Origin of the sequence: Plantactinospora sp. CA-294935, from assembly GCF_050936445.1 — a bacterium.
Taxonomy (GTDB): domain Bacteria; phylum Actinomycetota; class Actinomycetes; order Mycobacteriales; family Micromonosporaceae; genus Plantactinospora.
In genome coordinates this window covers 2,212,039-2,238,240 of the sequence record NZ_JBNJMU010000001.1, presented here as the reverse complement: position 1 = coordinate 2,238,240, position 26,202 = coordinate 2,212,039, and the positions used below count along the sequence as shown (strand labels likewise).

The 26,202-nt window shown below is 72.6% G+C and carries 23 protein-coding genes; 9 read left to right on the top strand and 14 right to left on the bottom strand.

What is annotated here, in order from left to right; all coding sequences use genetic code 11:
- Positions 1 to 78 precede the first annotated feature (78 nt).
- The 4 genes from ACQEVC_RS10075 to purS form a co-directional block, all read right to left on the bottom strand.
- On the bottom strand, positions 79 to 852 hold the full coding sequence (locus tag ACQEVC_RS10075; RefSeq protein ID WP_432875509.1) for a 2-phosphosulfolactate phosphatase: 774 nt from the start codon (positions 850 to 852) through the stop codon (positions 79 to 81).
- 47 nt (positions 853 to 899) lie between these two features.
- The gene (gene purL / locus ACQEVC_RS10070; protein WP_432891251.1) at positions 900 to 3,638 is read right to left on the bottom strand and encodes a phosphoribosylformylglycinamidine synthase subunit PurL; all 2,739 of its coding nucleotides are present in this window, start codon (positions 3,636 to 3,638) and stop codon (positions 900 to 902) included.
- 143 nt (positions 3,639 to 3,781) lie between these two features.
- Positions 3,782 to 4,465, bottom strand: a complete 684-nt coding sequence (gene purQ, locus ACQEVC_RS10065; RefSeq protein ID WP_432875506.1) for a phosphoribosylformylglycinamidine synthase subunit PurQ — start codon at positions 4,463 to 4,465, stop codon at positions 3,782 to 3,784.
- The gene (gene purS, locus ACQEVC_RS10060) at positions 4,462 to 4,725 is read right to left on the bottom strand and encodes a phosphoribosylformylglycinamidine synthase subunit PurS (protein WP_318399001.1); all 264 of its coding nucleotides are present in this window, start codon (positions 4,723 to 4,725) and stop codon (positions 4,462 to 4,464) included. Before purS ends, purQ begins: the two co-directional genes overlap by 4 nt.
- Before the next feature lie 357 nt (positions 4,726 to 5,082).
- Between purS and ACQEVC_RS10055 the strand changes: the two genes are divergently transcribed.
- Together ACQEVC_RS10055 and ACQEVC_RS10050 are read left to right on the top strand one after the other, a co-directional pair.
- Positions 5,083 to 5,763, top strand: coding sequence for a S1 family peptidase (locus tag ACQEVC_RS10055; RefSeq protein ID WP_432875502.1), 681 nt, complete (start codon positions 5,083 to 5,085; stop codon positions 5,761 to 5,763).
- Between the two features lie 219 nt (positions 5,764 to 5,982).
- On the top strand, positions 5,983 to 6,441 hold the full coding sequence (locus tag ACQEVC_RS10050; protein ID WP_318398999.1) for a YbjQ family protein: 459 nt from the start codon (positions 5,983 to 5,985) through the stop codon (positions 6,439 to 6,441).
- A 28-nt stretch (positions 6,442 to 6,469) separates the two neighbouring features.
- Here ACQEVC_RS10050 and ACQEVC_RS10045 read toward each other — a convergent pair whose 3' ends face one another.
- The 3 genes from ACQEVC_RS10045 to ACQEVC_RS10035 form a co-directional block, all read right to left on the bottom strand.
- A complete protein-coding gene (locus tag ACQEVC_RS10045; protein ID WP_432875498.1) occupies positions 6,470 to 6,976 on the bottom strand; it encodes a hypothetical protein in 507 nt (168 codons plus the stop codon).
- Between the two features lie 207 nt (positions 6,977 to 7,183).
- Positions 7,184 to 8,608: an adenylosuccinate lyase gene (gene purB / locus ACQEVC_RS10040; RefSeq protein ID WP_432875495.1), complete on the bottom strand. Its 1,425-nt coding sequence runs from the start codon at positions 8,606 to 8,608 to the stop codon at positions 7,184 to 7,186.
- Positions 8,609 to 8,690: 82 nt separating this feature from the next.
- Positions 8,691 to 9,662: a hypothetical protein gene (locus ACQEVC_RS10035; protein ID WP_432875493.1), complete on the bottom strand. Its 972-nt coding sequence runs from the start codon at positions 9,660 to 9,662 to the stop codon at positions 8,691 to 8,693.
- A 332-nt stretch (positions 9,663 to 9,994) separates the two neighbouring features.
- Between ACQEVC_RS10035 and ACQEVC_RS10030 the strand changes: the two genes are divergently transcribed.
- Complete coding sequence (locus ACQEVC_RS10030) at positions 9,995 to 12,418, top strand: sigma-70 family RNA polymerase sigma factor (protein ID WP_432875491.1); 2,424 nt, start codon at positions 9,995 to 9,997, stop codon at positions 12,416 to 12,418.
- A gap of 51 nt (positions 12,419 to 12,469) precedes the next feature.
- Positions 12,470 to 12,739, top strand: a complete 270-nt coding sequence (locus ACQEVC_RS10025) for a hypothetical protein (RefSeq protein ID WP_432874635.1) — start codon at positions 12,470 to 12,472, stop codon at positions 12,737 to 12,739.
- Between the two features lie 3 nt (positions 12,740 to 12,742).
- On the opposite strand, the gene ACQEVC_RS10020 is transcribed toward ACQEVC_RS10025, so the two are convergent.
- The 6 genes from ACQEVC_RS10020 to ACQEVC_RS09995 form a co-directional block, all read right to left on the bottom strand.
- Positions 12,743 to 13,861, bottom strand: coding sequence for an IS630 family transposase (locus tag ACQEVC_RS10020; protein ID WP_432891150.1), 1,119 nt, complete (start codon positions 13,859 to 13,861; stop codon positions 12,743 to 12,745).
- A 288-nt stretch (positions 13,862 to 14,149) separates the two neighbouring features.
- Complete coding sequence (locus ACQEVC_RS10015) at positions 14,150 to 16,054, bottom strand: sugar ABC transporter permease (protein ID WP_432875488.1); 1,905 nt, start codon at positions 16,052 to 16,054, stop codon at positions 14,150 to 14,152.
- Positions 16,055 to 16,200: 146 nt separating this feature from the next.
- A complete protein-coding gene (locus ACQEVC_RS10010) occupies positions 16,201 to 17,526 on the bottom strand; it encodes an MFS transporter (protein WP_432875485.1) in 1,326 nt (441 codons plus the stop codon).
- A 2-nt stretch (positions 17,527 to 17,528) separates the two neighbouring features.
- On the bottom strand, positions 17,529 to 18,104 hold the full coding sequence (locus tag ACQEVC_RS10005; protein ID WP_432875482.1) for an ArsR/SmtB family transcription factor: 576 nt from the start codon (positions 18,102 to 18,104) through the stop codon (positions 17,529 to 17,531).
- Positions 18,105 to 18,290: 186 nt separating this feature from the next.
- Positions 18,291 to 18,416, bottom strand: coding sequence for a hypothetical protein (locus ACQEVC_RS10000; RefSeq protein WP_432875480.1), 126 nt, complete (start codon positions 18,414 to 18,416; stop codon positions 18,291 to 18,293).
- 74 nt (positions 18,417 to 18,490) lie between these two features.
- Positions 18,491 to 19,783, bottom strand: a complete 1,293-nt coding sequence (locus ACQEVC_RS09995) for an acetyl-CoA C-acetyltransferase (protein ID WP_432875477.1) — start codon at positions 19,781 to 19,783, stop codon at positions 18,491 to 18,493.
- A gap of 57 nt (positions 19,784 to 19,840) precedes the next feature.
- On the opposite strand from ACQEVC_RS09995, the gene ACQEVC_RS09990 reads away from it, so the two are divergent.
- The 3 genes from ACQEVC_RS09990 (at position 19,841) to ACQEVC_RS09980 (ending at position 23,524) form a co-directional block, all read left to right on the top strand.
- Entirely contained in the window at positions 19,841 to 21,283 is a 1,443-nt protein-coding gene (locus ACQEVC_RS09990; RefSeq protein ID WP_432875474.1) for a 3-oxoacyl-ACP reductase, read from the top strand.
- Positions 21,283 to 22,248, top strand: coding sequence for a MaoC/PaaZ C-terminal domain-containing protein (locus tag ACQEVC_RS09985; protein ID WP_432875471.1), 966 nt, complete (start codon positions 21,283 to 21,285; stop codon positions 22,246 to 22,248). The genes ACQEVC_RS09990 and ACQEVC_RS09985 overlap by 1 nt, the downstream gene beginning before the upstream one ends.
- Positions 22,249 to 22,651: 403 nt before the next feature.
- Positions 22,652 to 23,524 (top strand): pectate lyase family protein, encoded by an 873-nt coding sequence (locus tag ACQEVC_RS09980; RefSeq protein ID WP_432891249.1) that lies wholly within the window; start codon positions 22,652 to 22,654, stop codon positions 23,522 to 23,524.
- 178 nt (positions 23,525 to 23,702) lie between these two features.
- On the opposite strand, the gene ACQEVC_RS09975 is transcribed toward ACQEVC_RS09980, so the two are convergent.
- Positions 23,703 to 24,350, bottom strand: coding sequence for a TetR/AcrR family transcriptional regulator (locus ACQEVC_RS09975; protein ID WP_432875468.1), 648 nt, complete (start codon positions 24,348 to 24,350; stop codon positions 23,703 to 23,705).
- A 96-nt stretch (positions 24,351 to 24,446) separates the two neighbouring features.
- On the opposite strand from ACQEVC_RS09975, the gene ACQEVC_RS09970 reads away from it, so the two are divergent.
- Positions 24,447 to 24,899, top strand: coding sequence for an SCP2 sterol-binding domain-containing protein (locus ACQEVC_RS09970; RefSeq protein ID WP_318398983.1), 453 nt, complete (start codon positions 24,447 to 24,449; stop codon positions 24,897 to 24,899).
- 67 nt (positions 24,900 to 24,966) lie between these two features.
- Positions 24,967 to 26,181, top strand: a complete 1,215-nt coding sequence (locus ACQEVC_RS09965; protein ID WP_432875464.1) for an acyl-CoA dehydrogenase family protein — start codon at positions 24,967 to 24,969, stop codon at positions 26,179 to 26,181.
- Positions 26,182 to 26,202: the final 21 nt, after the last annotated feature.

Sequence of the window (26,202 nt, the reverse complement as noted above, 5' to 3'; positions counted from 1 at the left end):
GCGACGGCGAGCCGGGCCCCTACCGGTTCTCACCAGCGCACGGGTCCGACACCCGGGACGGCGACGGGAAGGACCTGGTCAGGCCGGCGAGTAGACACCGTTGCGGAGTACCGGCACCACGTCGGAGACGCCGACCTGGACCGCGATCTCGACGTCCTGGCCGAATCCCCGGGTGGCGAGTTCCCGCCCCGAGACGCTGCCCCGGACTGCCGCCGATATGTCCGGGAGGCTGTTCAGCGCGGCCAGTGCCAGCGCCGCCTCGACGGAGAGCCCGCCGGACACTGTGGAGAGTGCGTCCAGCACGGCAGCCGCGCCGAGCTGGTCCTCGACAGCCGGCCGGAGACTGTCGTCCGGCCAGCGTTCCCCCGCCGCGACGACACCGATCGGTGCCGTGGTCGAGCCGTACCCCTGGGCGAGGAGCCAGCGCCCGACGGCGGTGGCGTTACGCAGGCAGGCCGCCACCACGGGCAGCCCGGTGGCGCTGGCGGCGGCACTGATCGCCGAGCCGTTCGGGGACGGCAGCACCAGGTCCGGTACGACCGGAGCGGTGTACAGGGCCGCCGGGGAGAGCGACCAGGGATGCTCCGGCGTCACCGCGCGGCGGCCGACGGCGGCCACCGCGCCGACCCGGGTGGCGTACTCGGCGGCCTGGGCGCCCCAGGGGAACGGGTGCACCCGCGTCCCCCGGGCGACCGCCACCTCGACCGACGTGGTGAAGGAGAGCACGTCCACCACCACCAGCACCGCGCAGACCCGGCTCAACTCGGCCGCGCCGGCCAGCCCCCAGTCCAGCCTGGCGCCGGTACCGGGCTGGGCGTAGACCGACTCGGCCGGTCCTGTTGGTTCCGTCACGATGCAGTTCCCCCGCCACCGGTTGATCCGACCCCCGCGCGGTCGGATCAATCCGTCGGGCGATCTCCGGCGTCGGTCCGGGTCGTCGCCTGCTGGTCCTCGGCACCGGTGCTCGGAGCGACGTCCGCCGGAGCCGAAGCCGCGGGAGCGGCGTCACCGGAACCGGCGGTGTCGTCCGGACTGGCACCGGCGGTGTCGTCCGGACTGGCGCCGGCCGTGTCGTCCGGGGCGGCAACGGCGGCGGGACCTGCGGCGGCCTCCGGGCCGGGGGCCGGCGCGGACGCGGCAGCGTCGGATTGCACCGGTTCGCTCCCGTCGGCGGTGTCCGGCTCGGCCGGGTCGGTGTCGACGACCGGCTCGACGGCGCGCCGGTCGGCACCGGTCGGCACCGGGTCCGGCGTGCTCGTCCCGGTGGCGACGGCTTCGGCCAGCGTCGCCGCGACCCCGCCGAACAGGCTCGGCAGGGTCGCGCTGTGGGCCGCGCGCAGCTCCGACAGGCCGATCGTGAACTGGTCCCGGATCTCCAGCTCGTTTCCGGCGGCGTCGGTGACCCCGATCAGGGTCCACGGCACGCCCCGCTCGACACAGAGCGCGGTGAACGCCTTCTCGTGCCCACGCGGCACCGCCACCATTGCCCGGCCGGCCGACTCGCTGAACAGGAAGACGAACGGCATCGAGCCGGCGGTGAAGCCCTCCGGCAAGGCGATCCTGGCGCCGACGCCGTGCCGGAGGCTCGACTCGACCAGCGCCTGGGCGAGGCCGCCGTCGGAGATGTCGTGGGCGGAGCGCAGGTGCCCGACCCGGGCCGCCTCCGCGATCAGCTCGGCGAGCGCCCGCTCGACCGCCAGGTCGACCTTCGGCGGTACCCCGCCGAGATGCTCGTGGGTGACCCAGGCCCACTCGGAACCGGAGAGTTCCAGCCGGGTCTCGCCGAGCACGAAGATCAGGTCGTGGTCGGCCCCGGTGGTCCGGGCGAAGCCCATCGGCACCCGCTGCGCGACGTCGTCCAGCACGCCCAGCACCCCGACGACCGGGGTGGGGTGGATCGCCGCCGCACCCGTCTGGTTGTAGAAGCTGACGTTGCCCCCGGTGACCGGGATGCCCAGCTCGGCGCAGCCGTCCGCGAGCCCGCGTACGGCCTCGGCGAACTGCCACATTACGCCCGGGTCCTCCGGCGAGCCGAAGTTCAGGCAGTCGGTCACCGCGACCGGCTTCGCACCGGTCACCGCCACGTTCCGGTACGCCTCGGCGAGCGCGAGCTTCGCACCGTGGTACGGGTCGAGCCGGGCGTACCGGCCGTTGCCGTCGACCGAGATGGCGACGCCCAGCCCGGACCGCTCGTCGATCCGGATGACCCCGGCGTCCTCCGGCTGCGCCAGCACGGTGTTGCCGAGCACGTACCGGTCGTACTGCTCGGTGACCCAGGTCTTGTCGCAGAGGTTCGGTGAGGCGATCATCCGGAGCAGGGTCTCCCGGAGCGCCTCGGCGGTGGCCGGCCTGGGCAGCGTCTCGGCCCGGTCCGCCTGGAGCAGGATCAGGTCGGCCGGCTCCCGCATCGGGCGGGCGTAGACCGGACCGTCGTCCACCAGCGACCCCGGCGGTACGTCGACCACGGTGTGCCCCTGCCAGGTGACCAGCAGCCGGCCCGGACCGGAGCCCTCCGGGGCACCGGTCACCTCACCGATCGCGCTGGCCGGTACGCCCCACTTCTCGGCGATCCGAAGCACCGCGTCGAGCTTCTCCGGGGCGACGATCAGCAGCATCCGCTCCTGCGACTCGCTGGCCAGGATCTCGTGCGGCTGCATGGACGCCTCGCGCAGCGGTACCCGCTCCAACAAGACCCGCATGCCGGTGCCGGCCGCGGCGGCGGTCTCGGTGAGCGCGCAGGTCAGGCCGGCACCGCCGAGGTCCTGGATGCCGACGACGAGTCCGGCGTCGTACAGCTCCAGGCACGCCTCGATCAGCAGCTTCTCCATGAACGGGTCGCCGACCTGCACCGACGGGCGGCGCTGCGCGCTGCCGTCGTCGAAGGTGGCGCTGGCCAGCACGGAGACCCCGCCGATGCCGTCCCGCCCGGTCTTGGCGCCGAGCAGCACCACGACGTTGCCGGGGCCGGCGGCGGCCTTGTTCTGCAACCGCTGCACGGGAAGCACGCCGAGGCAGAGCGCGTTGACCAGCGGGTTGCCCTGGTAGCAGGCGTCGAAGACGACCTCGCCGCCGATGTTGGGCAGCCCGAGCGAGTTGCCGTACGTGCCGATCCCGGCGACCACGCCGGGCAGTACCCGGGCGGTGTCGGGGTGGTCGGCGGCACCGAACCGCAGCGGGTCCATCACCGCGACCGGCCGGGCACCCATCGCCAGGATGTCCCGGACGATCCCGCCGACACCCGTCGCCGCGCCCTGGTGCGGCTCGACGAAGCTCGGGTGGTTGTGCGACTCGACCTTGAAGGTCACCGCGAGCTGGTCGGAGATCTGGATCACCCCGGCGTTCTCGCCGATGCCGGCCAGCAGCCGGTCGCTCGGCGGGGCCTTCTCGCCGAACTGCCGCAGGTGCACCTTGCTCGACTTGTAGGAGCAGTGCTCGCTCCACATGATCGAGTACATCGCCAGCTCGGACTGGGTGGGGCGGCGGCCGAGGATCTGCCGGATCCGGTCGTACTCGTCGTCGCGCAGACCCAACTCGGCGTACGGCTGGAGGTCGCCAGGGGTGGCCGCCGCGTTCGAGACGGTGTCCACGCCGCCGGGGTAGCCGTTCACCGGCAGCTCCGCGGCGCCGCCGACCGGCATCGCCTGACCGGGTACGGGCGCTTCCGCCGGAGCCATCCGGCCCACCGCATCGACGGCCGAGAGGGGCACCGGGGCGGGATCGGGCGCCGAGGGTTGGCCGGCGAGGGCGGGCTCTGGCTGGCCCATGACCTCACTCCGTTCGATCATGCGGGTACTCCCGCGAGGTGCTTGAGGATCGACGTGAAGAAGCCGAGCCCGTCGAGGGATGGGCCGGTCAGCGCCTCCACGGCGTGCTCCGGATGCGGCATCAGCCCGACCACGTTGCCGGCCTCGTTGCGGATGCCGGCGATATCCCGCAGCGACCCGTTCGGATTGCCGCCCAGGTAGCGAGCCACCACCCGGCCGGTCGCCTCCAACTCGTCGAGGGTGCGCTCGTCGGCGACGTAGCAGCCCTCACCGTTCTTCACCGGGATCAGGATCTCCTGCCCGGGCTGGAACGCGTTGGTCCAGGCGGTGCCCGCCGACTCGATCCGCAGCACCTGGTCGCGGTTGCGGAAGTGCAGGTGCTGGTTGCGGGTGAGCGCGCCGGGCAGCAGGTGTGCCTCGCAGAGGATCTGGAACCCGTTGCAGATGCCGAGTACCGGCAGGCCGTCCCGCGCTCCGGCGGCGATGGTCTCCATCACCGGTGCGAACCGGGCGATGGCGCCGCACCGCAGGTAGTCGCCGTAGGAGAAGCCGCCGGGCAGCACCACGGCGTCGACGCCGTGCAGGTCGGGGTCGTCGTGCCAGAGCGACACCACCTCGGCGCCGGCGATCCGGGCGGCCCGGGCCGCGTCACGGTCGTCCAGCGATCCGGGGAACGTCACCACGCCGATCCGGGCGGTCATGGATTGCTCTCCTCGGCGTCCCCGGCCTCGGCCACCCGGACCGAGAAGTCCTCGATCACCGGGTTGGCCAGCAACTTGTCCGCGATCTCCCGAGCCCGGTCCAGGTCCGGCTGGCCGGTGAACTCGATCTCGATCCGCCGACCGATGCGCACGGAGGACACGTCCGTGACTCCGAGCCTCGGCAGCGCATTCGCGACGGCCTGGCCCTGGGGATCGAGAATCTCCGGCTTGAGCATGACGTCGACGACGACGCGAGGCACTGGGCACTCCTGACTGTGTACGCAGTTGGGTGCCGGCCCACGAAAGGGGCGAGCGGAGCCAGCGTACCCGGCCGACCAGCGAGTTGACGCACGGGCCGGCGCGTCGATGCCCTGACGGACCGGGGGTGCCCGCCGGGCGTCTCCGGTGGACCCGGTCGCCCGCCGGAGAGGGTCGGAAACCGGCCGCAGAGGTTCACCCTTGTGGATAGGTGACGAACGGCTTAGCGTGTGGCGTCAAACGTCCGGTTACCAACACCGAACGTTGAGTGTCCAGACCCGTATGGCGGACATCCTCCCGCCTACGGCGGCTCGAACCGACCCGGTGACCCCGGGTAAACCCCCCGGAAGGAGCCCCCCGTGCGTCTTCGCCGAACCCTGGTGATGCTCGCCACCGCCCTGGCCGGCGCGCTCGTCGCGCCGTCCGTCGCCTCAGCCGCCCCGGTCAGCCCGTTCATCATCGGTGGCGGCACCGTCTCGTCGGCCCCGTGGGCCGCGGCGGTTTTCAGCAACGGCTCGTTCACCTGCTCCGGCACCATCATCGCGGCCCGCTGGGTGCTCACCGCCCGGCACTGCGTCAGCGGCACGATGTCGGTGCGGGTCGGCAGCGTCAACCGGTCCTCCGGCGGCACCACCAGCGGCGTGACCGCCAGCTACGGCCGCTACGACCTGGCGCTGCTGAACCTGTCCACCTCGATCAACACCAGCTACATGCCGCTGTCCAGCGCGTACCCGCCGGTCAACTCCACCAACTCGATCTACGGGTGGGGGATGACCTGCTACAGCGGCTGCTCGGCGTCCACCACCCTGAAGACCGCCACGGTCCGGGTGACCAGCACGAACGTCACCGACGCGTACGGCGGCCGGGCGATCCGCAGCACCCGGATCAACGGCAACGCCTGGCGCGGTGACTCCGGCGGCCCGCAGGTCTACAACGGCGCCCAGGTGGGTGTCGCGTCCACCGCCGACGGGCAGAGCATCCAGAACTACGGCAGCGTCGCCTACAACCGTTCCTGGATCACCTCCGTCTCCGGCGTCTAGGCACCACTCCACGCCCTCCTCAGGGGTATGGCGCGGACGTTCCGGCTGCGTTGGGACGTCCGCGCCGCGCCGTTTCCGTCAACTCCGGGCCGTTTGGCGGCGTGGGTGCAGGTGTCGGGCTCCCGGCGCCCTTTCGCGGCAGCCGCGCCGTTTCGCAAACTGGAGCGATGTGAACAGCCCTCACAAAGCGGGCGGCCCCGGCTCTGCCAGCATCAAGGTGTGCTGGTCGTGACGACGGATCATCTACCGGGGTACGAGATCCGCGCAGTACTCGGCGAGGTCGTATCTTCCCAGGCCCGAACCCGGAACCCGTACCGGGAAGGCGTGAAGAACCTCCGTGGTGGCGCCTATGACCCCAAGGCGCCCGAGAACCTCACCCGCTGGCGTACCGACGCCGTGCAGAAGTTGGGTGAGGAAGCGACCCGACTCGGCGCTAACGCCGTGATCGGGATGCGGTTCGACCACCGCGAGGTCGGCGAGATGTGGATGGAGCTGTGCGCGTACGGCACGGCGGTGGTGGCGGTCCGGCAGCCACCGGAGAATCCACCCAGCGACCAGCCGAAGGTGGCCGCCGAGACGGCGCACCTGGCGGAGCCGCTGGACTCCGGGGCGATCGCCGAGGCGCCCAGCGCACCGGACCTGGGCAGCGCCGCCGGCACCCCGACACCGCGTAACTGACCGGAGGAAGCTGCCGCCGAGGCAGGCGTCATTCGGGTACGCAGCGGAGCAGGATCTGCCGCATCGAGCCCATGCCGTACCGGTCGACGTCGCTGGAGAGTTCCGCGACCTCGCGGAGTACCGGCCCGAGCGCCACCCCGGCCGCCCTCGCCTCCCGGCACAGCTCGGTGAGTGTCAGGATCTCGTCCCGGGTGTCGAGGCCCTGGTCGCGGGCGGAGAGCAGCAGCAGTTGGCGCCGGAACCGCTCCGCCGTGTCGGCCGGAAACGACATCCCGACCCCCCACTGGAACGACCGGTGCTTCCGGAACAGCCCCCGGATCGCCGTACGCGTCGACTCGTCCCCTTCGGCGTACAGGGTGAGGAGCGCGGCCAGGACCACGGCCGCCTCGTCGGCCACGCCGGCCTGCTCGGCTGCGGGCGGTTCCGCCCGCAGCCGGTCCGCCCACTCCGGGTCGGCCAGGTCGACGGGGCGGTTGGCGATCGGCGCGATCGCACGGTCCAGCCGGGACACCCGGTCGGCCAGGTCGTCGAGCATGGCCTCAGTGTGCGACCCGGCCGCCAACGGGCCCGGCGGGTCGACGGCTGGGCCCGCTCGGCGGGCGGCCCGGCGGGTCAGCGGTCAGGGCCGGCGGTCAGGGCCCACAGATCGGCGGGCGGCCCGGCGGGTCAGCGGTCAGGGCCGGCGGGCCGGCGGGCGGCCCAGCGGGTAAGGGCCGGCGGATCGGCGGTCAGGGCCGGCGGGTCAGAGGATCGGCGCCGGGTCGTACGCGGCGGCCTCGGGGTGCGCCGCGACCACCGTGGCGATCCGGTCGACCACGGCCCGGACCTGTGCGGACGCCGCCCCGGCGAAGCCGGCGCGATCGGCGACCAGCTCGTCGATCTCGGGCCGGGTCAGCCCGAGCCGGCCGTCGGCGGCGAGCCGGTCGAAGAGGTCGTTCTCGGCGGCACCCTTCTCCCGCATCGCCAGCGCCACCGCGACCGCGTGCTCCTTGATCACCTCGTGCGCGGTCTCCCGACCGACCCCGCGCCGCACCGCCGCCACCAGGAGCTTGGTGGTGGCCAGGAACGGCAGGTAGCGGTCGAGTTCCCGGGCGATCACCGCCGGGTACGCGCCGAACTCGTCCAGCACGGTCAGGAAGGTCTGGAACAGCCCGTCGGTGGCGAAGAACGCGTCCGGCAGCGCGACCCGGCGTACCACCGAGCAGGAGACGTCGCCCTCGTTCCACTGGTCGCCGGCCAGCTCGCCGACCATCGACAGGTAGCCCCGGATGATCACCGCGAAGCCGTTGACCCGCTCGCTGGACCGGGTGTTCATCTTGTGCGGCATCGCGCTGGAGCCGACCTGACCCGGGCGGAAGCCCTCGGTGGCCAGCTCCTGGCCGACCATCAGCCGGATCGTGGTGGCCAGGCTGCTCGGCGCGGCGGCGGCCTGCGCCAGCGCGGAGATCACGTCGAAGTCCAGCGAACGCGGATAGACCTGGCCGACGCTGTCCAGCACGCGGCGGAACCCGAGGTGCTCGGCGACCCGGCGCTCCAGCTCGGCCACCTTCGCCGCGTCCCCGTCGAAGAGGTCGAGCTGGTCGGCGGCGGTGCCGACCGGACCCTTCACGCCGCGCAGCGGATAGCGCCCGATCAGGTCGGTCAGCCGCTCGTACCCGATCAGCAGCTCCTCGGCGGCGCTGCCGAACCGCTTGCCCAGCGTGGTCGCCTGGGCGGCGACGTTGTGCGATCGGCCGGTCATCACCAGGTCGGCATGCTCGACGGCGAGCCGGGCCAGCCGGGCCAGGGAGGCGACCACCCGGTCCCGGACCAGTTCCAGCGAGGCGCGGATCTGGAGCTGCTCGACGTTCTCGGTCAGGTCCCGGGAGGTCATCCCCTTGTGCACCTGCTCGTGCCCGGCCAGCGCGCTGAACTCCTCGATCCGTGCCTTCACGTCGTGCCGGGTCACCCGCTCCCGGGCCGCGATCGAGGCCAGGTCGACCTGGTCCAGCACCCGCTCGTACGCCTCGACCGCCCCGTCCGGCACCGGCACGCCGAGATCGCGCTGTGCCCGGAGTACGGCCAGCCAGAGCCGGCGCTCCATCCGGATCTTCTCCTCCGGAGACCAGAGGGCGGCCAGCTCGGCCGAGGCGTAGCGGTTGGCGAGGACGTTGGGAATGCTGGTCACCCCGCCATTCTCGACCATCCCGCGACCGACCGGCCTACCGGCCACCGGCCGGGCGGAACCGTCTCGCCCAGGCGCCGCCGGCTCAGCCCTCCGTGCGGTACCGGAAGTCGGCGAGGTGCCGGAAGAGCGTCTGGGTGGCGGGGATGTCGTCGGGGAGGTCCTGACACCACAGCCGGGCGGTGGCCAACCCGATCCGGGCCAGCCCACGGGAGAGCACCACCGTACGGTGCGCCAGCTCGGCCGAGGCGGTCGTCGGCACGACGTAACCACCGGGCCAGAGCCGGATGATCGGCTCGCCGTCGGGAAAACTGGCCCGGAACCGGGTGGCGACCCGGGCCCGGAGCACGGACTCCTCGGCGATCGCCCGGTCTTCTCCGCACTCCGTCCGTGGGATGGCAGATCCGGCCGCCGGTGGCGTGGCAGGCCCGGCCTCCGGTGGTGGGACCGGACCGGTCACCGGTGACGGGGCGCGACCGGCCATCGGTGACGAGGCGGAATCGGCCATCGGTGACGGAACGGAACCGGCCGGCGGTGGTGGGACGGCCAGGTCGGCGACCAGCAGCACGTGCCGGTTGCCGAGCGGGACGCCGGCTCGGCAGGCACGCCGGGCGATCTCCTTCAGCACCGCCCGGAGCTGGCCGACACTGCCGAGCCGGGGCAGCGCGCCGACACAGGCCGCCGCGTGCTCCGGGACGAGGGTCGCTGCGGTCCACGAGTCGCAGAGTGTTCGTACCAGCTGGGCGGGGGGTTCGCCGGCCGGGAGCTGGCGGTACAGCACGGTGAGGTCGGCGAGGGTGTCGTCGACGCCCATCCCGGCGGCGGCCCTGGCCCGGCCCAGCCGGGCGCAGGCCGGCCGTGGATCACGCGTCTCCGCGATGGCTCTGGTCAGGCTGTCGACCGCAGGCGTCCACCACCCGCCGGTCCGCTCCGGGCAGCGGCGCAGCGCCGCCGCCCGCCACGCCTCGCGCAGGACGACCGCCTCGGTGCGGAAGCGGGTGATGGCGCGTGCGCGGCGGTGCGCGGCCGTCGGTGTCAGTCGGCGTTCGTCGTCCATCCGGGTCAGTACTCCATCCGTCGCGGCGGTTCCTCTCGTCTAGACGGAGATTGCCGAGCACCGTGACGACGCCCGGAATAAAAGCAACAAAACGGATTAATGGTGTAGGCAGCTCAACAACACTCCCTCACCTTCTGCCCTTGGCCACTTGCTGTTGGTAGTTTGGTCCCGCCCGACGAGCCTTCAGCCCGACGAGACGGCCGAGCCAGCAGCGGACCAGCCAGGAGCCCGGCCGAGCCGCAGGAGCGCGGGCCAGGCCCAGGAGCCCGGCCGAGCCACGAGCGCCCGCACTGCCCACGACGGACCGACCACACCTCAGGACTTGGCAGGACATGGCGGACGACCACGACAGCGCTGCCGTCGACGTGCGGAGCGACCTACAACTGATCCGGGCCGTTCGGGCCGGTGACACCGACGCCTACGCCACCCTCTACAGCCGACACGAGGCGGCGGCCCGGCGACTGGCCCGTACGCTGGATCCTCGTCCCTCCGAAGTGGACGAACTCGTGGCGGAGGCCTTCACCCGGGTCCTCGCCGTACTGCGCGGCGGGCACGGACCCAATGCCGCCTTCCGCACCTACCTGCTCACCGCCGTGCGCAACGTCTTCTACGACGAGACCCGCCGCACCCGCCGGATCGAACTCGTCGACGACATGGCCCGCCACGATGCCGGCGAACCCTTCACCGACCCCGCCGTGCGCAACCTGGAACAGGCGATGGTCGCCCGGGCGTTCGCCGCGCTGCCCGAACGGTGGCGCCTGGTGCTCTGGCACACCGAGGTGGAGGGCGATCCGCCGGCAACGGTTGCGCGCCTGCTCGGCGTCCGCCCCAATACGATCTCGGCGCTCGCCTACCGCGCCCGGGAACGCCTACGCCAGAACTATCTGCGTGAGCATGCCGCCGCTCGTACCGACGACACCTGCCGCTGGGTCGCCGAGCGGCTCGGCGCGTACGTCCGGGGCGGACTGTCCCGGCGAGAGACGTCCGACGTGGAGGGCCACCTCTCCGGATGCCGGGCCTGTCACCTGCTCTTCGTCGAACTCGGCGACATCAACGCCGGCCTCGGTGCCGTGCTGGCTCCCGCCGTGATCGGCACGACCGCGGCCGGCGGCTACCTGAGCACCGGTACGGCGGCTCCGGGCGCCCTGTGGAACCGGGTCCGGCGGGTGGCCCGCCGCCGGGTAACCCAACTCGTCGCGGCCGGCCTGGTACTCGTCGCCGTGGCGGCGGTCGCGCTCACCCTCACCGGCAACCCGGGGCCGGTCGCCGGGCCGGAACAGCCGGCCCCGGTACCCCCGACCGGACCGCAGGATCCGGGGCAGACCTCCGAGCCCACACCCGGCCCGCCGGGCCCCACCGAGCCCGGCACCGTCGGCGGCCAGCCGCCGGGCGGGCCGGGTGTGGCGGGCTCGGCCGACGGGAGCCCACCCGGCGCCGCCGGCCCGGCCCGCCCCGGAGCGGTGGCCGTCGCACTGGCGCCGGTCGGCACGCTGGTCCGGGGCCGGTCCGCAGTGCTGTCCATGACCGTCACCAACAGGACCGGGGCGAACAGCGGCGGAGGACGGCTCCCCGGGACGTTCCGGGCCGGACTCGCCGCGACGGGTCCGCTCAGCGCCCGACTGACGCTGCCGAGCGGGATCCGGCTGCGCGCCGGCGCTGCCGGGGACGGCTGGACCTGCACCGCCGGCACCTCCGGCACCTGTCGGCGTGGACCGCTGGGCCCGGCGTCGTCGAGTACGGCGTACCTGCCGGTCACGGTCGCGGGCACCGCTCGGGGCGGCGCCGTGCGGATCACCCTCGACACGCCCGGCCTGCCGACCCACACCGCGTCGGCCCAGCTCGCGGTCGCCGGCACCGGACTCTCCGCGGTCTTCGCCGGTACGGTACCGGCGCGGCTCACCACCGCCGGCAACTCGCTGCTGTCCTGCCCGGACCTCGACCTCACCTGCCGGGCGGCCCGCTCGGGTCGCCCCGCCCTCGGTCGCGTCGACAACGGCCACTACCTGATGACCCGGTACTCGGCGCCGGGCGCACCGGCCGGCGCGCCCGGCGGTGGAATGGTCAGCGGCGCCACCGTGAGACTGACCGGCCGGGTCCTCTGGGCGGGCCTCTACTGGGCCGGCACCGGGCACTCGCCGGCCAGCCCGACGGCGTACGTCCGGGCACCGGGCGGCACCCGCTACACCCCCGTCCGGGCTTCCCGGGTCGACGACTTCCCGACCACCCTTGAGGGGCGGCGTGGCTACCAGGCGTTCGCCGACGTGACCCGGCTCGCCCGTAGCGCCAGCTCCGGCACCTGGTGGGTCGGGCTACACCGGGGTGCCTTCCTCGGCGGGATCGGCGCGTTCGGCGGCTGGAGCCTGGTCGCCGTCGTCGCCGACGGGGGCCCACCCCGGGCCGTCGCGGTACTCGACGGCGCCCTCGCGCTCCGGCCCGGCGGCGCGGTGGCCGTTCCGTTGCCGGGTGCCCCGGGCGCCGATGCCCAGATCGGGTTCGTCGGCTGGGAGACCGACCGGGCGAGCGTCGGCGACCGGCTCGACATCAACGCCGGCCCGGTCGACCGGCAGAACCCGAACAACACCGCCGCCAGCCGGGCCGACGGAACGGCCGCCGGTTGGAACACGTTCGGTACGGATGCACGGGTGCTCCAGACCCGCCTGCCCGGCGACCGACCCGCCGTCGTCACCGCGCGGACCGGCCGGGACGCCTGGCTGCTCGGCACGCTCGCGATCAGCGCCAGGGCGCCGGCCGGCTAGTGCTGTGGCCACGAACGTTCACGGTGTCGAGCGGACGGTAACCTCGGCGCGGTGACGGAGGACGACTTCATGATCAGGCTGAGCCGGGACGAAGCGTTGGTGCTCTCAGACTGGCTTCACCGGATGATGGGCACTGCCGATTTCGACGAGTTGGCCGATCGCGACCGCGCAGTGTGGTCCCCGCTATATCGCATCTCCGGGACGCTGGAGACCTCGCTGGCGGAGGTGTTCAGGCCGGACTATCCTGTCCGGCTGCAGGCGGCGAGGAACCGGCTACTGGATGCGCTCGGCGAGGTGGGACGACCAACCGGCGACGCGTGACGGTCAGGCTGCGCGGGCGGTGGGTTGGCCCCAGCGTCGTTGTCGTTCGCTGCGGATGCGGGCGCGTTCGCGGCGTTGGGCGGTCAGGACGTCGGGGTGGCGGGCGTTGGCGTTGCGCCAGCGCAGGTATTTGTGTAGGTGACGGATCAGTGCCGCGTGGTTGGGGTGGTTCGAGTCGGCGATGACGAAGGTACGTAATGGCCCGAACTGGGCCTCGATCGGGTTGGCCCAGGAGGCGTAGGTCGGGGTGAAACACAGTTCGACCTTGTTCCGGGCTGCCCATGCGCGGATCTTCGGGCCTTTGTGCGCGGACAGGTTGTCCAGGATGACGTAGATCGGTGCTCCGTCGGGTCGCGCGCGGCGGATGGACTTGAGCGCGGCCAGGGTGTTCGCGGCGCTTTTGCGGCGGTGCACGACGCCCCAGAGCTGGTCATCACCGACGGAGTAGCAGCCGTGGAACTGCCGGACGCCGTGCAGCTTGTGATAGTTCGCGGGCAGTCGGCGCGGGTGGCCCTTGGGCGCCCAGCCGGCACCGGCCTGCGGGCGGATGACGAGGGGGCCGAACTCGTCGAACGCGAACACCCGATGCGGGAAGTTGCTGGTGACGTGGTCGATGCGGGCGAGTTTGGCGTCGCGCTGGGGGTCGGTCGACTCTTTCCACGTCTTGGTCCGCTGGAAGGTGATCCCGTGCTTGATCAGCAGTTGCCGCAGCCGTTCCCGCCCGATCGCGATCCGGCGGTCCGGCCGTGTGGTGAGGTAGTCGGCGAGCTTGCGGATGCTCCACCGGGTGAACGGCCGCCCCAGCGCTTCGGGGCGGGTGTTGGCCGTCGCGACGATGAACTGTTCGTCGTCAGGACTGATCAGGCGGGGACGGCCACCCGCCCACCGAGGGTCCAGGCTGGCCATGCCCATCTCGTTGAACCGGTGGATAACCTGCCGGATCGTGTCCTCGTCCGCCTGCACGAGACGGGCGATAGCCGGCACGGTGTTCCCGCCGGCCGAGGCGAGCACGACCATGGCACGCCGTAATCGGATCGGTGAGCCGCTACCTCTGCGAGTGATGCGCAGCAACTGCTGACCCTCCTGGTCACTCAGCCGCCGTACGCGTACAGGATCTGCCACCATCACAGCCTGACCGCCACGACGTCGCCCGGCCGACATGCCAGACGGCGTGTCACCCAACACCGTGAACGTTCGTGGCCACAGCACTAGCCGCGAACGCATCGGCCGCCGCACATCCGCACGGACGCGGACTGTAGAGCTGCCCCGCCTCTGCGCCCGCCACCATCGCGGGCCGACCTTCACCTGTACATCAAAGGCGTTACCGGGCCCGGGTAGCGCCTTTGGCGTCCAGGTCACTGCCTGGGGCGGCACGGGTGGGGCAACACGGGCGGGCGGTCGGGCGGGGCGCTACTCCGCCTTTCCCGTCGACGGCGGCTCGGTTTGCGAGTCCCAGGGCGACTGGGATGACTGTGCCGCCTGGGGCGGCTGGCCCGGTTCAGGCGGTGGGCCGTACGGCTGGGGCGGCACCGGCGGTCCGCCGTACGGGCTGGGCTGGGGCGGGTACGGCGACGGCGGCACCCCGTACGGCGAGGCCGGGTACGGCTGGGTCGGGGGCCCGTACGGCTGTGCGGGCACCGGCTGGCCGCCGGACCCGATGTGCGGCGGCGGACCGGGCTGCGGCGCCGGCTCGACGGCTGACCGGCCCACCCGGATCGCCAGCCGGTCCAGGTAACCGATCTGGAGCCCGGCGAACGCCAGCAGGAACATCACCAGCAACGGCAGCGGCAGGACCAGGCCCAGCAAGCCGGTGCCCCGGTTGCCGAACTCGGCCATCAGCATCTCGGCCAGCAACGGGGCCGACGCGTTCTCGGGGTCGGACGTGACCAGGCGGGGCCACAGCGGCTGCTGGGCGCTGAACAGCCAGGTCAGCAGGAACGCGACGGCCAGCATCGGCAGTGCCGGCAGCAGCAGGGTACGGACGGCGTTTCCGCCGGCCCGCCACTTCGGCTGCTGTCCCCGGAACAGCAGGGTGAAGACGAACAGCGCCGGTACGCAGAGCCAGACCGGCGGGATCATCCCGAGGAACGTGTTGACCTGGTCGTTCTCGCTGACCCGCTTGAACCCGGCGACGGCCAGTGGCCCGATGCCCACGAAGAGCCACGGCGCGAACGGCAGGAGGAGCAGCTCGCTCCACCGGCCGAGCGGGCGCAGCGCCCCGATGCCGAACCCGGCCACCGCCGCCAGCCCGACCGACACCAGCGCCGAGACGAACGGTGGCAGCCAGGTGTTGACGAGTACGTCCACCGTGCTGACCTCGCCGGGCAGGTCGGCCCCGGCGAAGGCATGCCGCAGCCAGGGCGCGGAGGCCCAGCCGAAGACGCCGAGCACGACGACCAGTCCGGCGATGACGATTCCGAGGTGGACGGTGGAGGGGCCGCGCACCGGAGCCGGCGGGGCGCCGGGCCGGTCCCGCCAACCGTCGAACTCGATCCGGGTACGGCTGGCCAGCAGCAACCCGGTCGCGGCGAGCCCGAGCCCGCCGAGTACGACCAGCAGCAGCGTGGAGGTGGCCGCGCCCAGGCCGAGCCGGAAGGTGGTGAAGCTCGTCTGCATCGTCCCGAGGACCGGTGTCATGGTCGAGCGCGCCGGCCCGCCGCCGGTGAGCAGCGCCGGCGCGGTGAAGATCTGGAGTGACAGGGCGAGCACGGCAAAGCCGACCAGCCCGCCGACGGTGAGCAGGGCCGGTGTCGGCCAGCGGCCCGGTTCCCGCTGCCGCAGCGCGCTCAGGAACGCCGTCGCGGCGACCGCCACCACCAGCCCGAACGAGGTCGCCGCGAGTATCCAGGTCAGCTCGAACCGCGCGCCGTCGCCGAGCGAGCCCGACTCGGCCAGCCGCAGCCGCCAGCCGAGGAACACCGCGACCGGGGCGTACCCGGCGATCGGCACGGCCAGTACCGCCCGGGTGAGCAGCCGACCCAGCCGGCCGGCCCGGTCGGCGACCACCGCCAGCAGCGGCGCGACCAGCAGCGCGAACGCGAGCGGCAGCAGACCGAGCAGCAGCGCCAACCCGAACTGACCCAGGAACCCGTCCTCGAAGACCGCCTGATAGTTCTCGATCCCGGCCGATCGCGGCTCTCGGAAGAGGTTCTCGTGCCGGAAGCTGGTGAGCACGGTGGAGGCGGTCGGTACGACGTACGACCAGATCAGCGCGATCAGCGCCGGCAGCAGCAGCGCCAGGCCGAGCAGCGCGCGTCCTGGCGAGTTCGCCCCGGCCTGCCGGGCCGGGTACTGCCCGGCCGGCGGAACCGGCACCGTCCCGGATGGTTGCCCTGGATAGCCCATCGCGCATGCCCCCGCCGCTCGCCTGTCCGGCCACCGCGACCGTACCGGCCGTCGGTTACGGGTGCGAAGAACGCCGCGCCGACTGCCCAGGAGTTGCCGATTCCGGCAATCCCGGGTCAGTCGGCCCGGCCGCCCGCCGGTGAGGCTACCGACGTTGCGGTTTCGGAATCCCTCGCCGCCGACGTCGGGGCTGTCAACGGGGCCGGCACCGCACCGGCAGCCGGAATCTCGGCGGAGAGGCGGCGTACGCCGGGATCCGCGAGCATACCGAGCACCGCGACGAGCACGATGCCGGCGGCGACCAGCAGGGTCGGGTCGTTGCCGATCTCCTCCGCCACCGGACCGATCGCGATCTGGCCGAGCGGGATCGCCAGGAACGAGCCGAGCGCGTCGTACGAGTAGACCCGGGCGAGCTTGTCGGCGGGGATGTTCTGCTGCATCGACGTTTCCCAGGCGACCGAGAACTGCTCGACGGCCAGCCCGGCCACGAACGCGGCGGCGACCAGCACGACTACGGACGGCGCCCAGGCCAGCCCGAGCAGCAGCAGTACGTCGGCGAACATGCAGAACACGCCGAGCAGGAGCAGCCGGCGTACCCGGATCCGGAGCGCGACCAGCGCCCCGGCGACCATGCCGGCGGTCTGGGCGGCGAGCACCACGCCCCAGGCGGTCCGGCCGATTGTCCCGTCCGCCACGTCGGGGCCGAGGACGTTGACCGAGCTGGCGTAGGCAAAGTTGATCAGCAGGAAGCCGAGTACCACCACCCAGACCCAGGAGCGCGCGACGAACTCGGTCCAACCCTCGCGCAGTTCGCGGATCGGGTTGGCCCGCTCGTGGCGCGGGCCGGCAACCGCGTGGACGCGTACCCGGGCGAATGCCAGCGCGGCCAGCGCGAAGGTCGTGGCGTCCACCAGCAGGCCCCAGCCCGGTCCGACGCCGGCCACCAGCACGCCGCCGAGCGATGCGCCGCCGATCATGGCGGCGTTGATGCCGAGCCGGTTGAGCGCGTTGGCCGACTGGAGCAGCTCGGCCGGCACGGTCTGCGGGACCAGCGCGGCGGCGGCCGGCCAGGCGAAGGCGGCCACCACGCCGTTCGCGGCGGCGAGCGCAACCAGCGCCGGGATCGTCGCGGTTCCGGTCAGCACCAGCGCCGCGACCGCGCCCTGGGTGAGCGCGGCGAGCGTGCAGGAGACCACCATCACCGCCTGCCGGGGCAGCCGGTCGGCCAGCACGCCGCCGAAGAGCAGGAACACCACGTGGGTCAGCGACCGCGCGCCGACCACCAGGCCGAGGTCGCGCACGCTGTCGGTGAGATCGAGTACGGCGAACGCCAGCGCGATCGGTGCGACCGCGTTGCCGAGCATGGTGGCGGCCCGACCGATCGCCAGATAACGGAAGGGCCGATGCCGCAGCGGCGCCAGCACGCCGTCCCGGGTACCCAAGATCAGTCCTGCATCCGGAAGAGCGCGACGGTGGCGCTCACCCGGGAGGTGCCGGGGGTGTGTGGCGGTCGGGCGGCGTGGTGTAGCCGGGCCGACGCCTCGGCGATCGTGTTCCGGATCTCGTCCCAGGTCTCCGGGTCGATCCAGAACTCGGCGTCGGTGAGGAAGTTGCCTGGCCCGCGCCGCAGGTGGTGAGCGCGGCGGCGCAGTTCGGCGGCGAGCGCGTCGTAGAGCAGGCGGTGGTCGGAAGTGGCCCGGCTGTCGGCCGGCGTGGATGCGGGTTGGTCGGGCTGGCGTGCCGGGTCGTAGCGGTAGCGCTTGGCGGCACCGCCCCGGATGCGCTCCTCGCCGGCCACCTCGATCAGGCCGGCGGCCAGCAGGTGCCGCAGGTGGTAGCTGGCGTTGGCGTGGGTGAGGTTCAGTTCGCGGGCGATCTCGGCGGCGGTCAGCGCCGACGCGGTGAGCAGGGAGAGGATCCGCATCCGTACCGGATGGGCCAGGGCCCGAAGCCGGGCGGTGGGATCCGGCGCGTCGTCGGCGCCCGGTTCGTGCTCTGGTTCGTCAACTCCCAAAGACATGTTGGGGAGTGTAGGAGGCGCCGACTCAACTATCAAACAGTCATTGGGGAGTTGTACCGACGAGAGCTGGAGGTGCGTCGGCGCGATGCGGGCCGGCCATGCCGGTCTCAGGGACTGTCGAGCTGCCCCGCTTGTGCTCCCGCCACAACCACATCCCGCTGACGACCCACAGACGCAGGTTGACGGTCAGCTCTCCGGCGGGACGTCCTGGCGGTACTGGAGTTCGTCATGCTGGCGCTGCTCAGCCACCTCGGCCGGTACGTGGCACTCGCAGCCGTCGACCTGCCCGACCTCTCGCCCGAGGAGTTGCATACCCGCTTCCTCGCCTGGCCTGGCGGATCGGCTTGAGGCCGCCAGCAGGGCGGTGCCGAGACGGACGGGCCAACTCAGCGTTCCAGGATCGCCACCACGCCCTGACCGCCGGCCGCGCAGATCGAGATCAGCCCGCGCCCCGAACCGCGTTCGGCGAGCAGCTTGGCCAGGGTGGCCACGATCCGGCCGCCGGTAGCGGCGAACGGGTGGCCGGCGGCCAGCGACGAGCCGTTGACGTTCAGCTTCGCGGGGTCGATCGACCCCAGCGGGGCGTCCAGGCCCAACCTCTCCGTGCAGAACTCCGGCGACTCCCAGGCGGCCAGGGTGGCCAGCACCTGCGAGGCGAACGCCTCGTGGATCTCGAAGTAGTCGAAGTCGGCCAGGGTCAGCCCGGTCCGGGCGAGCAGCCGGGGCACGGCGTACGCGGGGGCCATCAGCAGTCCCTCGTCGCCGTGTACGAAGTCGACGGCGGCGGTCGTCGATGCACCGAACCAGGCCAGTACCGGCAGGTTGTGCGCCTTGGCCCACTCCTCGGAGGCGAGCAGCACCGTCGACGCCCCGTCGGTGAGCGGGGAGGAGTTGCCGGCGGTCATGCTGGCATGCTCGGCGTCCGGCCCCCGGGTGCCGAAGACCGGCTTGAGCGTGCCGAGCTTCTCCACGCTGGTGTCGGGGCGGAGGTTCGCATCCCGGGTCAGTCCGAGGTACGGCGTGACCAGGTCGTCGAAGAACCCGCGGTCGTACGCGGCGGCGAGCCGCTGGTGCGACCGGACCGCGAGTTCGTCCTGAGCCTGCCGGTCGACGTTCCACCGCCGGGCGGTGACCGCCGCGTGCTCCCCCATCGACAGTCCGGTGCGCGGCTCCGCGTTGCGTGGGATCTCCGGCCGGAACGGCTGGGCCGGACGGAGCCGGGTGGCGGCCCTCAGGCGCCCGCCCAGGGTACGGGCGGCGTTGATCTCCAGCAGGGTGCGCCGCAGGTCCTCGTTGACCGCCAGCGGCGCGTCCGAGGTGGTGTCCACGCCACCGGCGACCCCGACCTCGATCTGGCCGAGCGCGATCTTGTTGGCGACCAGGATCGCCGCCTCCAGCCCGGTGCCGCAGGCCTGCTGGAGGTCGTACGCCGGGGTGCGCGGGTCGAGCCGGGAGCCGAGCACCACCTCCCGGGTGAGGTTGAAGTCCTTCGAGTGCTTGAGTACCGCACCGGCGGCCACCTCGCCGAGCCGCTCGCCGGCCAGGCCGAACCGGGCGATCAACCCGTCCAGGGCGGCGGTCAACATGTCCTGGTTGGACGCCTTGGCGTACCGCCCGTTGGAGCGGGCGAACGGGATCCGGTTGCCTCCGAGGACCGCGACGCGACGTACGGCTTCCATGGTGACGCCTCCAGAACGCAGGGTTGTTCCTACCTTACCCGCGAGTAGGCTACGGTCATGAGCGACAGGTACGCGAGCTTCGCCCACACCGGTCCCGGCCGGGCGCTGGTCAAGCGCCTCGGCCTGCCCGACCCGCCCAGGCTGCGCCGGCACCGACCCGGCGACCCGCTGACGCACGGCCCGGTACGCCTCGACGCCGCCTCCGGCGGCCGCCTGGTCGAACCGCTGGCCAAGCTGCTCACCTCGGCCGGCGTGGAGATCACCGACCCGACCGCGACCGCGGCCGACCCGACCGCGACCGGGCCGAGCGCCACCGCGACCGGGCCGAGCGCCACCGCGACCGGGCCGAGCGCCACCGCGACCGGGCCGGGCGACGGTGCGGGCTTGGTGCCGCCACAGGCCGCCCTGCTCTACGACGCCACCGGCATCACCGACTCGTCCGGACTGCGCGCGCTCTTCGACTTCTTCCACCCGCTGGCCCGGGCGCTGCACCCGTCCGGCCGGGTGGTCGTCTTCGGCACCCCGCCGGAGTCCTGCGGCACGCCCCGGGAGGCGACCGCGCAGCGCGCCCTGGAAGGGCTGACCCGGAGCATCGGCAAGGAGTTCGGCCGGGGTACGACCGCACAGCTCGTCTACGTCGCGCCGGGTGCCGAACGGGCCGTCGAGTCGACCCTGCGCTTCCTGCTCTCCGGCCGCTCCGCGTACGTCTCCGGGCAGGTGGTCCGGGTCGGTCCGGCCGAGGTGCCGGAGGTCGACTGGGCCCGCCCGCTGGACGGCCGGATCGCGCTGGTCACCGGGGCCGCCCGGGGAATCGGGGCGAAGGTCGCCGAGGTACTGGCGGCCGACGGTGCCCGGGTGGTGGCGCTGGACGTACCGGCGGCCGGTGACGCGCTCGCCGAGGTCGCCAACGCCGTCGGCGGTACGGCGGTACAGCTCGACCTGACCGCGCCCGACGCGCCTCTGCGGCTCGCCGACCACCTGGCCGACCGGCACGGCCGGGTGGACGTGGTGGTGCACAACGCCGGGATCACCCGGGACAGGACGCTGGGCCGGATGAGCCCGGACTGGTGGGACTCGGTGCTGGAGGTCAACCTCACCAGCCAGGAGCGGATCAACGACGTACTGCTGGACCGCGAGTTGATCCCGCGCGGCGGGCGACTGATCGGGGTCTCCTCGATCGCCGGGATCGCCGGCAACCGGGGCCAGACCAACTACGCGACCTCGAAGGCCGGGGTGATCGGCCTGGTGCACTCGATGGCTCCGGCGCTCGCCGAACGCGGTATCACCGTCAACGCCGTCGCACCGGGCTTCATCGAGACCCGGCTGACCGCCCGGATCCCGCTGGTGCTCCGCGAGGCCGGCCGGCGGATGAACAGCATGGCGCAGGGCGGCCTGCCGGTGGACGTCGCACAGGCCATTGCCTGGTTCGCCTCGCCCGGCTCGGCCGGCGTCACCGGCAACGTGGTGCGGGTCTGCGGCCAGAGCCTGCTGGGGGCCTGATGTCCGAGCAGCCGAACACCGTCGAGGGCACCACACCGGCCGAGCCGCACGGCCGGGCGGCCGCCGAGGGGTTGCCCGACCAGCCCGGGAGCGCGCCGGAAGGATCCGGGGTCGAGTTGGCGGTGCTGCCGGCCGCCGGGCCGCTCTACCGGCGGGCGGCGATCGGGCTGGCCCCGAGGTTCGGTCCGGCCCGGCGTGCCGATCGGCTCCCCGGGACCGAACTGCTGGTGCGGGAGGTCGCGGTCGACCGGGAACACCTGGCGGCGTACGACCGGGTGTGCGGGTTCCGGCTCGCCGACGCGCTGCCGCCGACCTATCCGCACGTGCTCGCCTTCCCGCTGGCCCTGCGCCTGATGAGCGCGCCGGAGTTTCCGCTGCCCCTGGTCGGCCTGGTGCACGTGGCGAACCGGATCACCACGTACCGCCGGGTGGACGCGGCGGAGCCGCTGGACCTGGCGGTACGCGCCGTCGACCTGCGCCCGCACGACCGGGGCCGGCAGTTCGACATGGTCTGCACCGCCTCGACCGGCGGAGAGGTGGTGTGGCGTGGCGTGTCGACGTACCTGCGGCGGGAGCGTACCGGGGCCGACCGCGGCCGACGCGACGCCACGGAGCGACCGGCTCCGCCGGCCCCGACCGCGCTGTGGCGGGTGGACTCCCGGGTGGGCCGGGACTACGCCCGGGTCTCCGGCGACCACAACCCGATCCACACCTCGCGGATCGCCGCCCGGCTGTTCGGCTTCCCCCGGCCGATCGCGCACGGCATGTGGAGCAAGGCCCGGTGCCTGGCGGCGCTGGAGGGACGGCTGCCCGACGCGTACACCGTGGACGTGGCGTTCAAGCTGCCCGTGCCGCTGCCCGGCACGGTGGCGTTCTCCGCTACCCCGGGCTGGAGCTTCGGGCTGCACGACCCGTCGCGCGGCCGCCCATACCTGCTCGGCGAGGTGGCCGCGACCCAGGACTGATCCGGACGGCCGCGACCCAGGACTGATCCGGGTCGCCGCGAGCGGGACTGATGCGGGTGATCCGGACTGATCACCCTCTCGGGCCAAGCCCGACAGGACGGAACAAACATCGAGATTTGTCGTTGACATGGCCGATGTGCATCGATAGTCTTCGCTTGATGCTGGAAAGCGCTTTCCAGCACCCGTCCCAGTGCGGTCCGGACCCGCCGGCCGCACCGTCCACCCACCGCTGGCGGCGTCCGCGTCCCACCCGCGACCCGGCCGTCGGGGTGGACCACTTCCGCTCGGAGGTTTTCCTGTGTCCAGCACCGAATCCACCACCCGCCGTACCCGGCGGCTCTCCCGGCTCCCGCTGCTCGCCGCGGCCACCGCCGCCACGCTCGTGGGCAGCTCCCTCGTCGCCATGCCCAGCGCGTCGGCCGCCTCGTTCAACATGCAGGGTTGGGCGACCCAGTGCGGTGGCACCACCGGCGGCGGCAACGCCTCCCCGGTGACGGTCACCAGCGGCAGCCAACTGGTCAGCGAGATGCAGGCCAGCGGCGCGCGCGTGATCCGCGTCTCCGGCAGCCTGTCGATCAGCGGCATGCAGAAGGTCGCCGCCAACAAGACCATCATCGGGGTGGGCAGCGGTGCCGCCATCACCGGTGGCGGGCTCAACGTCGCCAGCGTCAGCAACGTCATCATCCGGAACATCAACTTCCGGAACTGGAGCGACGACGCGATCAACGTGCAGTACTCGACCCGGGTCTGGATCGACCACAACAGCTTCAGCAACGGCTCCGACGGCGCGGTCGACATCAAGCGGGCCTCGGACTGCGCCACCGTCTCCTGGAACCGGGTCTTCGACCACGACAAGTCGTTCCTGCTCGGCCACTCCGACGACAACTCGGGCGAGGACTCCGGCAAGCTGCGCGTGACGTACCACCACAACTGGTTCGACGGCTCGGAGCAGCGGCACCCCCGGGTCCGGTTCGGCAACCCGGTGCACGTCTTCAACAACTACTACAACAACGTCGGCGGCTACGGCGTCGCCTCGACCGAGGGCGCCGGTGTGCTCGTCGAGGGCAACTACTTCGAGAACACCGACGACCCGTACCACCTCGGCGAGGCCAGCTCCGGCCCCGGCACCCTGGTCGCCCGGAACAACCACTTCGTGAACTCGGGTAGCGGCCAGGCCGGCGGCAGTGTCCGGAGTCTTCCGTACAGCGTCAGCGTCGACCCGGCCGCCAACGTCAAGTCCATCGTCACCGGCGGCGCCGGCACCGGCCGGATCTGACCGTCGGCACGGCGTCGGCCGATCCGACCCGCGCCACCGGCGACGTGACGGGTGCTCCGGTCCCACCGGGCCGGAGCACCCGTACCTCCGTTTCCGGCGACAGGCCGGCGCTGCCTTCGGCGGGGAGCGCGATCGGTCGGACGGGGACGGGCAGTCTCGGGCCGGAGGACGGAGGGCGTCAGTCCGGCGGGGCGGCCGGCGGTCGCCAGGGCCGCCCGGCGAGCAGGTCGCCGGCGCCGGTCCAGGCGAAGGCCATCATCCGGCCGGCCATCGCGTCCGGGTCGGCCTCGGGGTGGTCGGCCAGCCAGTCCGCGACCGACTCTGCGGCACCGACCAGGGCGTACGCCATGACCTCCAGCTCGGGCACGCTGACCTCGCGGCCGTCGGCGGCCAGGCCCCGGGCGAGCATCCCGGCGACCACCTCGATGATCCGGCTACGCATCGCAGACAGTTCATCGGCGAACGGCCGCTCGCCCCGGGCCTGCCGGTAGAGGACGGCCCAACCGTCCCGGTGCGCCCCGACGAACCGGAAGAACGCCCGCAGGCCGCGCCAGAGCCTCTCCTCGAACGGCACGTCCGGTACGACCGCGCCGACGATCGCCTCCACCAGCCGGGTCCCCTCCCGGTGCAGGCAGGCGGTGAAAAGCTCCTCCTTGGACCCGAGATAGGCGTAGACCATGGGTTTGGAGATGCCCGCCTCGTCGGCGATCTCGTCCATGCTCGCCGCGTGGAAGCCACGCCGGGAGAAGACCTTGACCGCGGCGTCGAGCATCTGCTGCTCCCGTACGGCCCGGGGCAGCCGCCGGAAGGCGGGCGGAGTCGACACCTTGCGAGCTTACCTACTCGTGCGTAAGGTTACGCGCGAGTAACCAATAATGTTGACCGGAGAGCAACCATCACCAGCAGCCCGGAGGGCCTTCGCATGACCGACTTCGACCCGGCGAACTTCGCCTCGCTCGAGCCCAAGCAGTTCGCCCAGATCGTCAAGTCCACCCCGGACGACAAGCTGGCCGAAGTGATGAGCGGCGACCTGCGCGGCAAGGTCCTCGACGCGGTGTTCGGCCGGATGCCGACGCTGTTCCGGGCCGACCGGGCCGGCAACACCAACACGGTCCTGCACTGGACCATCACCGGCCGGCCCGATGGCGGCTCCGACACCTACGAGATCGTCATCGAGAACGGGGCCTGCCAGGTCTCGGAGACGCCGCAGCGGGACCCGAAGCTGACCCTCACGATGGGCCCGGTCGAGTTCCTCAAGATCGTTTCCGGTGACGCCAACCCGGTGATGATGTTCATGACCGGCAAGCTGAAGGCAAAGGGTGACCTCGGGCTCGCGGCCAACATCGCCAACCTGTTCGACATCCCGAAGGCCTGACCCCGACACCGGGCCGGCAGAGCCGGCACCCGGGGACCGACCCGACGACCGACGACGAGGGGACGGCGTGGCTGAGTTCTCGCTCGACCTGAACGAAGAGCAGCGGGACCTGCGCGACTGGGTGCACGGCTTCGCCGCCGAGATCGTGCGCCCGGCCGCCGCCGAGTGGGACGCCCGCGAGGAGACCCCCTGGCCGGTGATCCAGGAGGCGGCGAAGGTCGGACTGTACGGCTTCGAGTTCATCGCGAACTGCTGGGCCGACCCGACCGGCCTCTCCCTGCCGCTCGCCAACGAGGAACTCTTCTGGGGCGACGCCGGGATCGGCATGGCGCTCTTCGGCACCACCCTCGCGGTCGCCGCGATCTACGGCTCCGGCACCCCGGAGCAACTGGTCGAATGGGTGCCGCAGTGCTACGGCGAGGCCGACCGGCCGGCGGTGGCGGCGTTCTGCACCACGGAGCCGGAGGCCGGGTCCGACGTCTCCGCCATGCGTACCCGGGCCCGCTACGACGAGGCCACCGACGAGTGGGTGCTGACCGGGCAGAAGGCGTACGCCACCAACGGCGGGATCGCCGCCGTGCACGTGGTGACCGCGTCGGTGGAGCCGGAACTCGGCTCCCGGGGGCAGGCCGCGTTCGTGGTGCCGCCCGGCGCCGAGGGACTGACCGCGTCCAGGAAGCTGCGCAAGCTCGGCCTACGCGCCTCGCACACCGCCGACGTCTTCCTGGACGAGGTACGGGTGCCGGGCCGTTGCCTGCTCGGCGGGCGCGAGGCACTGCGCGAACGGCTCGACCGGGCCCGCTCCGGGCAGCGCGGCAACAGCCAGGCGGCGATGCGTACCTTCGAACTCTCCCGGCCCACCGTCGGCGCGCAGGCGATCGGGGTGGCCCGGGCGGCGTACGAATATTCCCTGGCGTACGCCCAGGAGCGGGTCCAGTTCGGCCGGCCGATCATCGAGAACCAGGCGATCGCGTTCCAGCTCGCGGACATGCGGATGGAGATCGACGCCGCCCGGCTGCTGGTCTGGCGGGCCGCCTGGATGGGGCGCAACAATCGCCCGTTCAGCGCGGGTGAGGGCTCGATGTCCAAGCTCAAGGCCGGCGAGGTGGCGGTCTCGGTGACCGAGAAGGCGGTGCAGATTCTCGGCGGCGCCGGCTTCCTGCGCGAGCACCCGGTCGAGCGCTGGTACCGGGACGCCAAGATCTACACCATCTTCGAGGGAACGTCGGAAATCCAGCGGCTGGTCATCTCCCGGGCCATCTCCGGGCGCCAGATCCGCTGACCGGCCCGGTCGCGGCGGCGA

Coding starts and splice junctions, on each gene's coding strand:
- ACQEVC_RS09980 (WP_432891249.1), top strand. CDS start 22,652: ATGCCCAGCGCGTCGGCCGCCTCGTTCAACATGCAGGGTTGGGCGACC.
- ACQEVC_RS09990 (WP_432875474.1), top strand. CDS start 19,841: ATGAGCGACAGGTACGCGAGCTTCGCCCACACCGGTCCCGGCCGGGCG.
- ACQEVC_RS10030 (WP_432875491.1), top strand. CDS start 9,995: ATGGCGGACGACCACGACAGCGCTGCCGTCGACGTGCGGAGCGACCTA.
- ACQEVC_RS10000 (WP_432875480.1), bottom strand. CDS start 18,416: ATGCAACTCCTCGGGCGAGAGGTCGGGCAGGTCGACGGCTGCGAGTGC.
- ACQEVC_RS09985 (WP_432875471.1), top strand. CDS start 21,283: ATGTCCGAGCAGCCGAACACCGTCGAGGGCACCACACCGGCCGAGCCG.
- ACQEVC_RS09995 (WP_432875477.1), bottom strand. CDS start 19,783: ATGGAAGCCGTACGTCGCGTCGCGGTCCTCGGAGGCAACCGGATCCCG.
- ACQEVC_RS10005 (WP_432875482.1), bottom strand. CDS start 18,104: ATGTCTTTGGGAGTTGACGAACCAGAGCACGAACCGGGCGCCGACGAC.
- purL (WP_432891251.1), bottom strand. CDS start 3,638: ATGCCGGTCGGCGGCGCCGCGGAGCTGCCGGTGAACGGCTACCCCGGC.
- ACQEVC_RS10045 (WP_432875498.1), bottom strand. CDS start 6,976: ATGCTCGACGACCTGGCCGACCGGGTGTCCCGGCTGGACCGTGCGATC.
- ACQEVC_RS09970 (WP_318398983.1), top strand. CDS start 24,447: ATGACCGACTTCGACCCGGCGAACTTCGCCTCGCTCGAGCCCAAGCAG.
- purQ (WP_432875506.1), bottom strand. CDS start 4,465: ATGACCGCCCGGATCGGCGTGGTGACGTTCCCCGGATCGCTGGACGAC.
- ACQEVC_RS10035 (WP_432875493.1), bottom strand. CDS start 9,662: ATGGACGACGAACGCCGACTGACACCGACGGCCGCGCACCGCCGCGCA.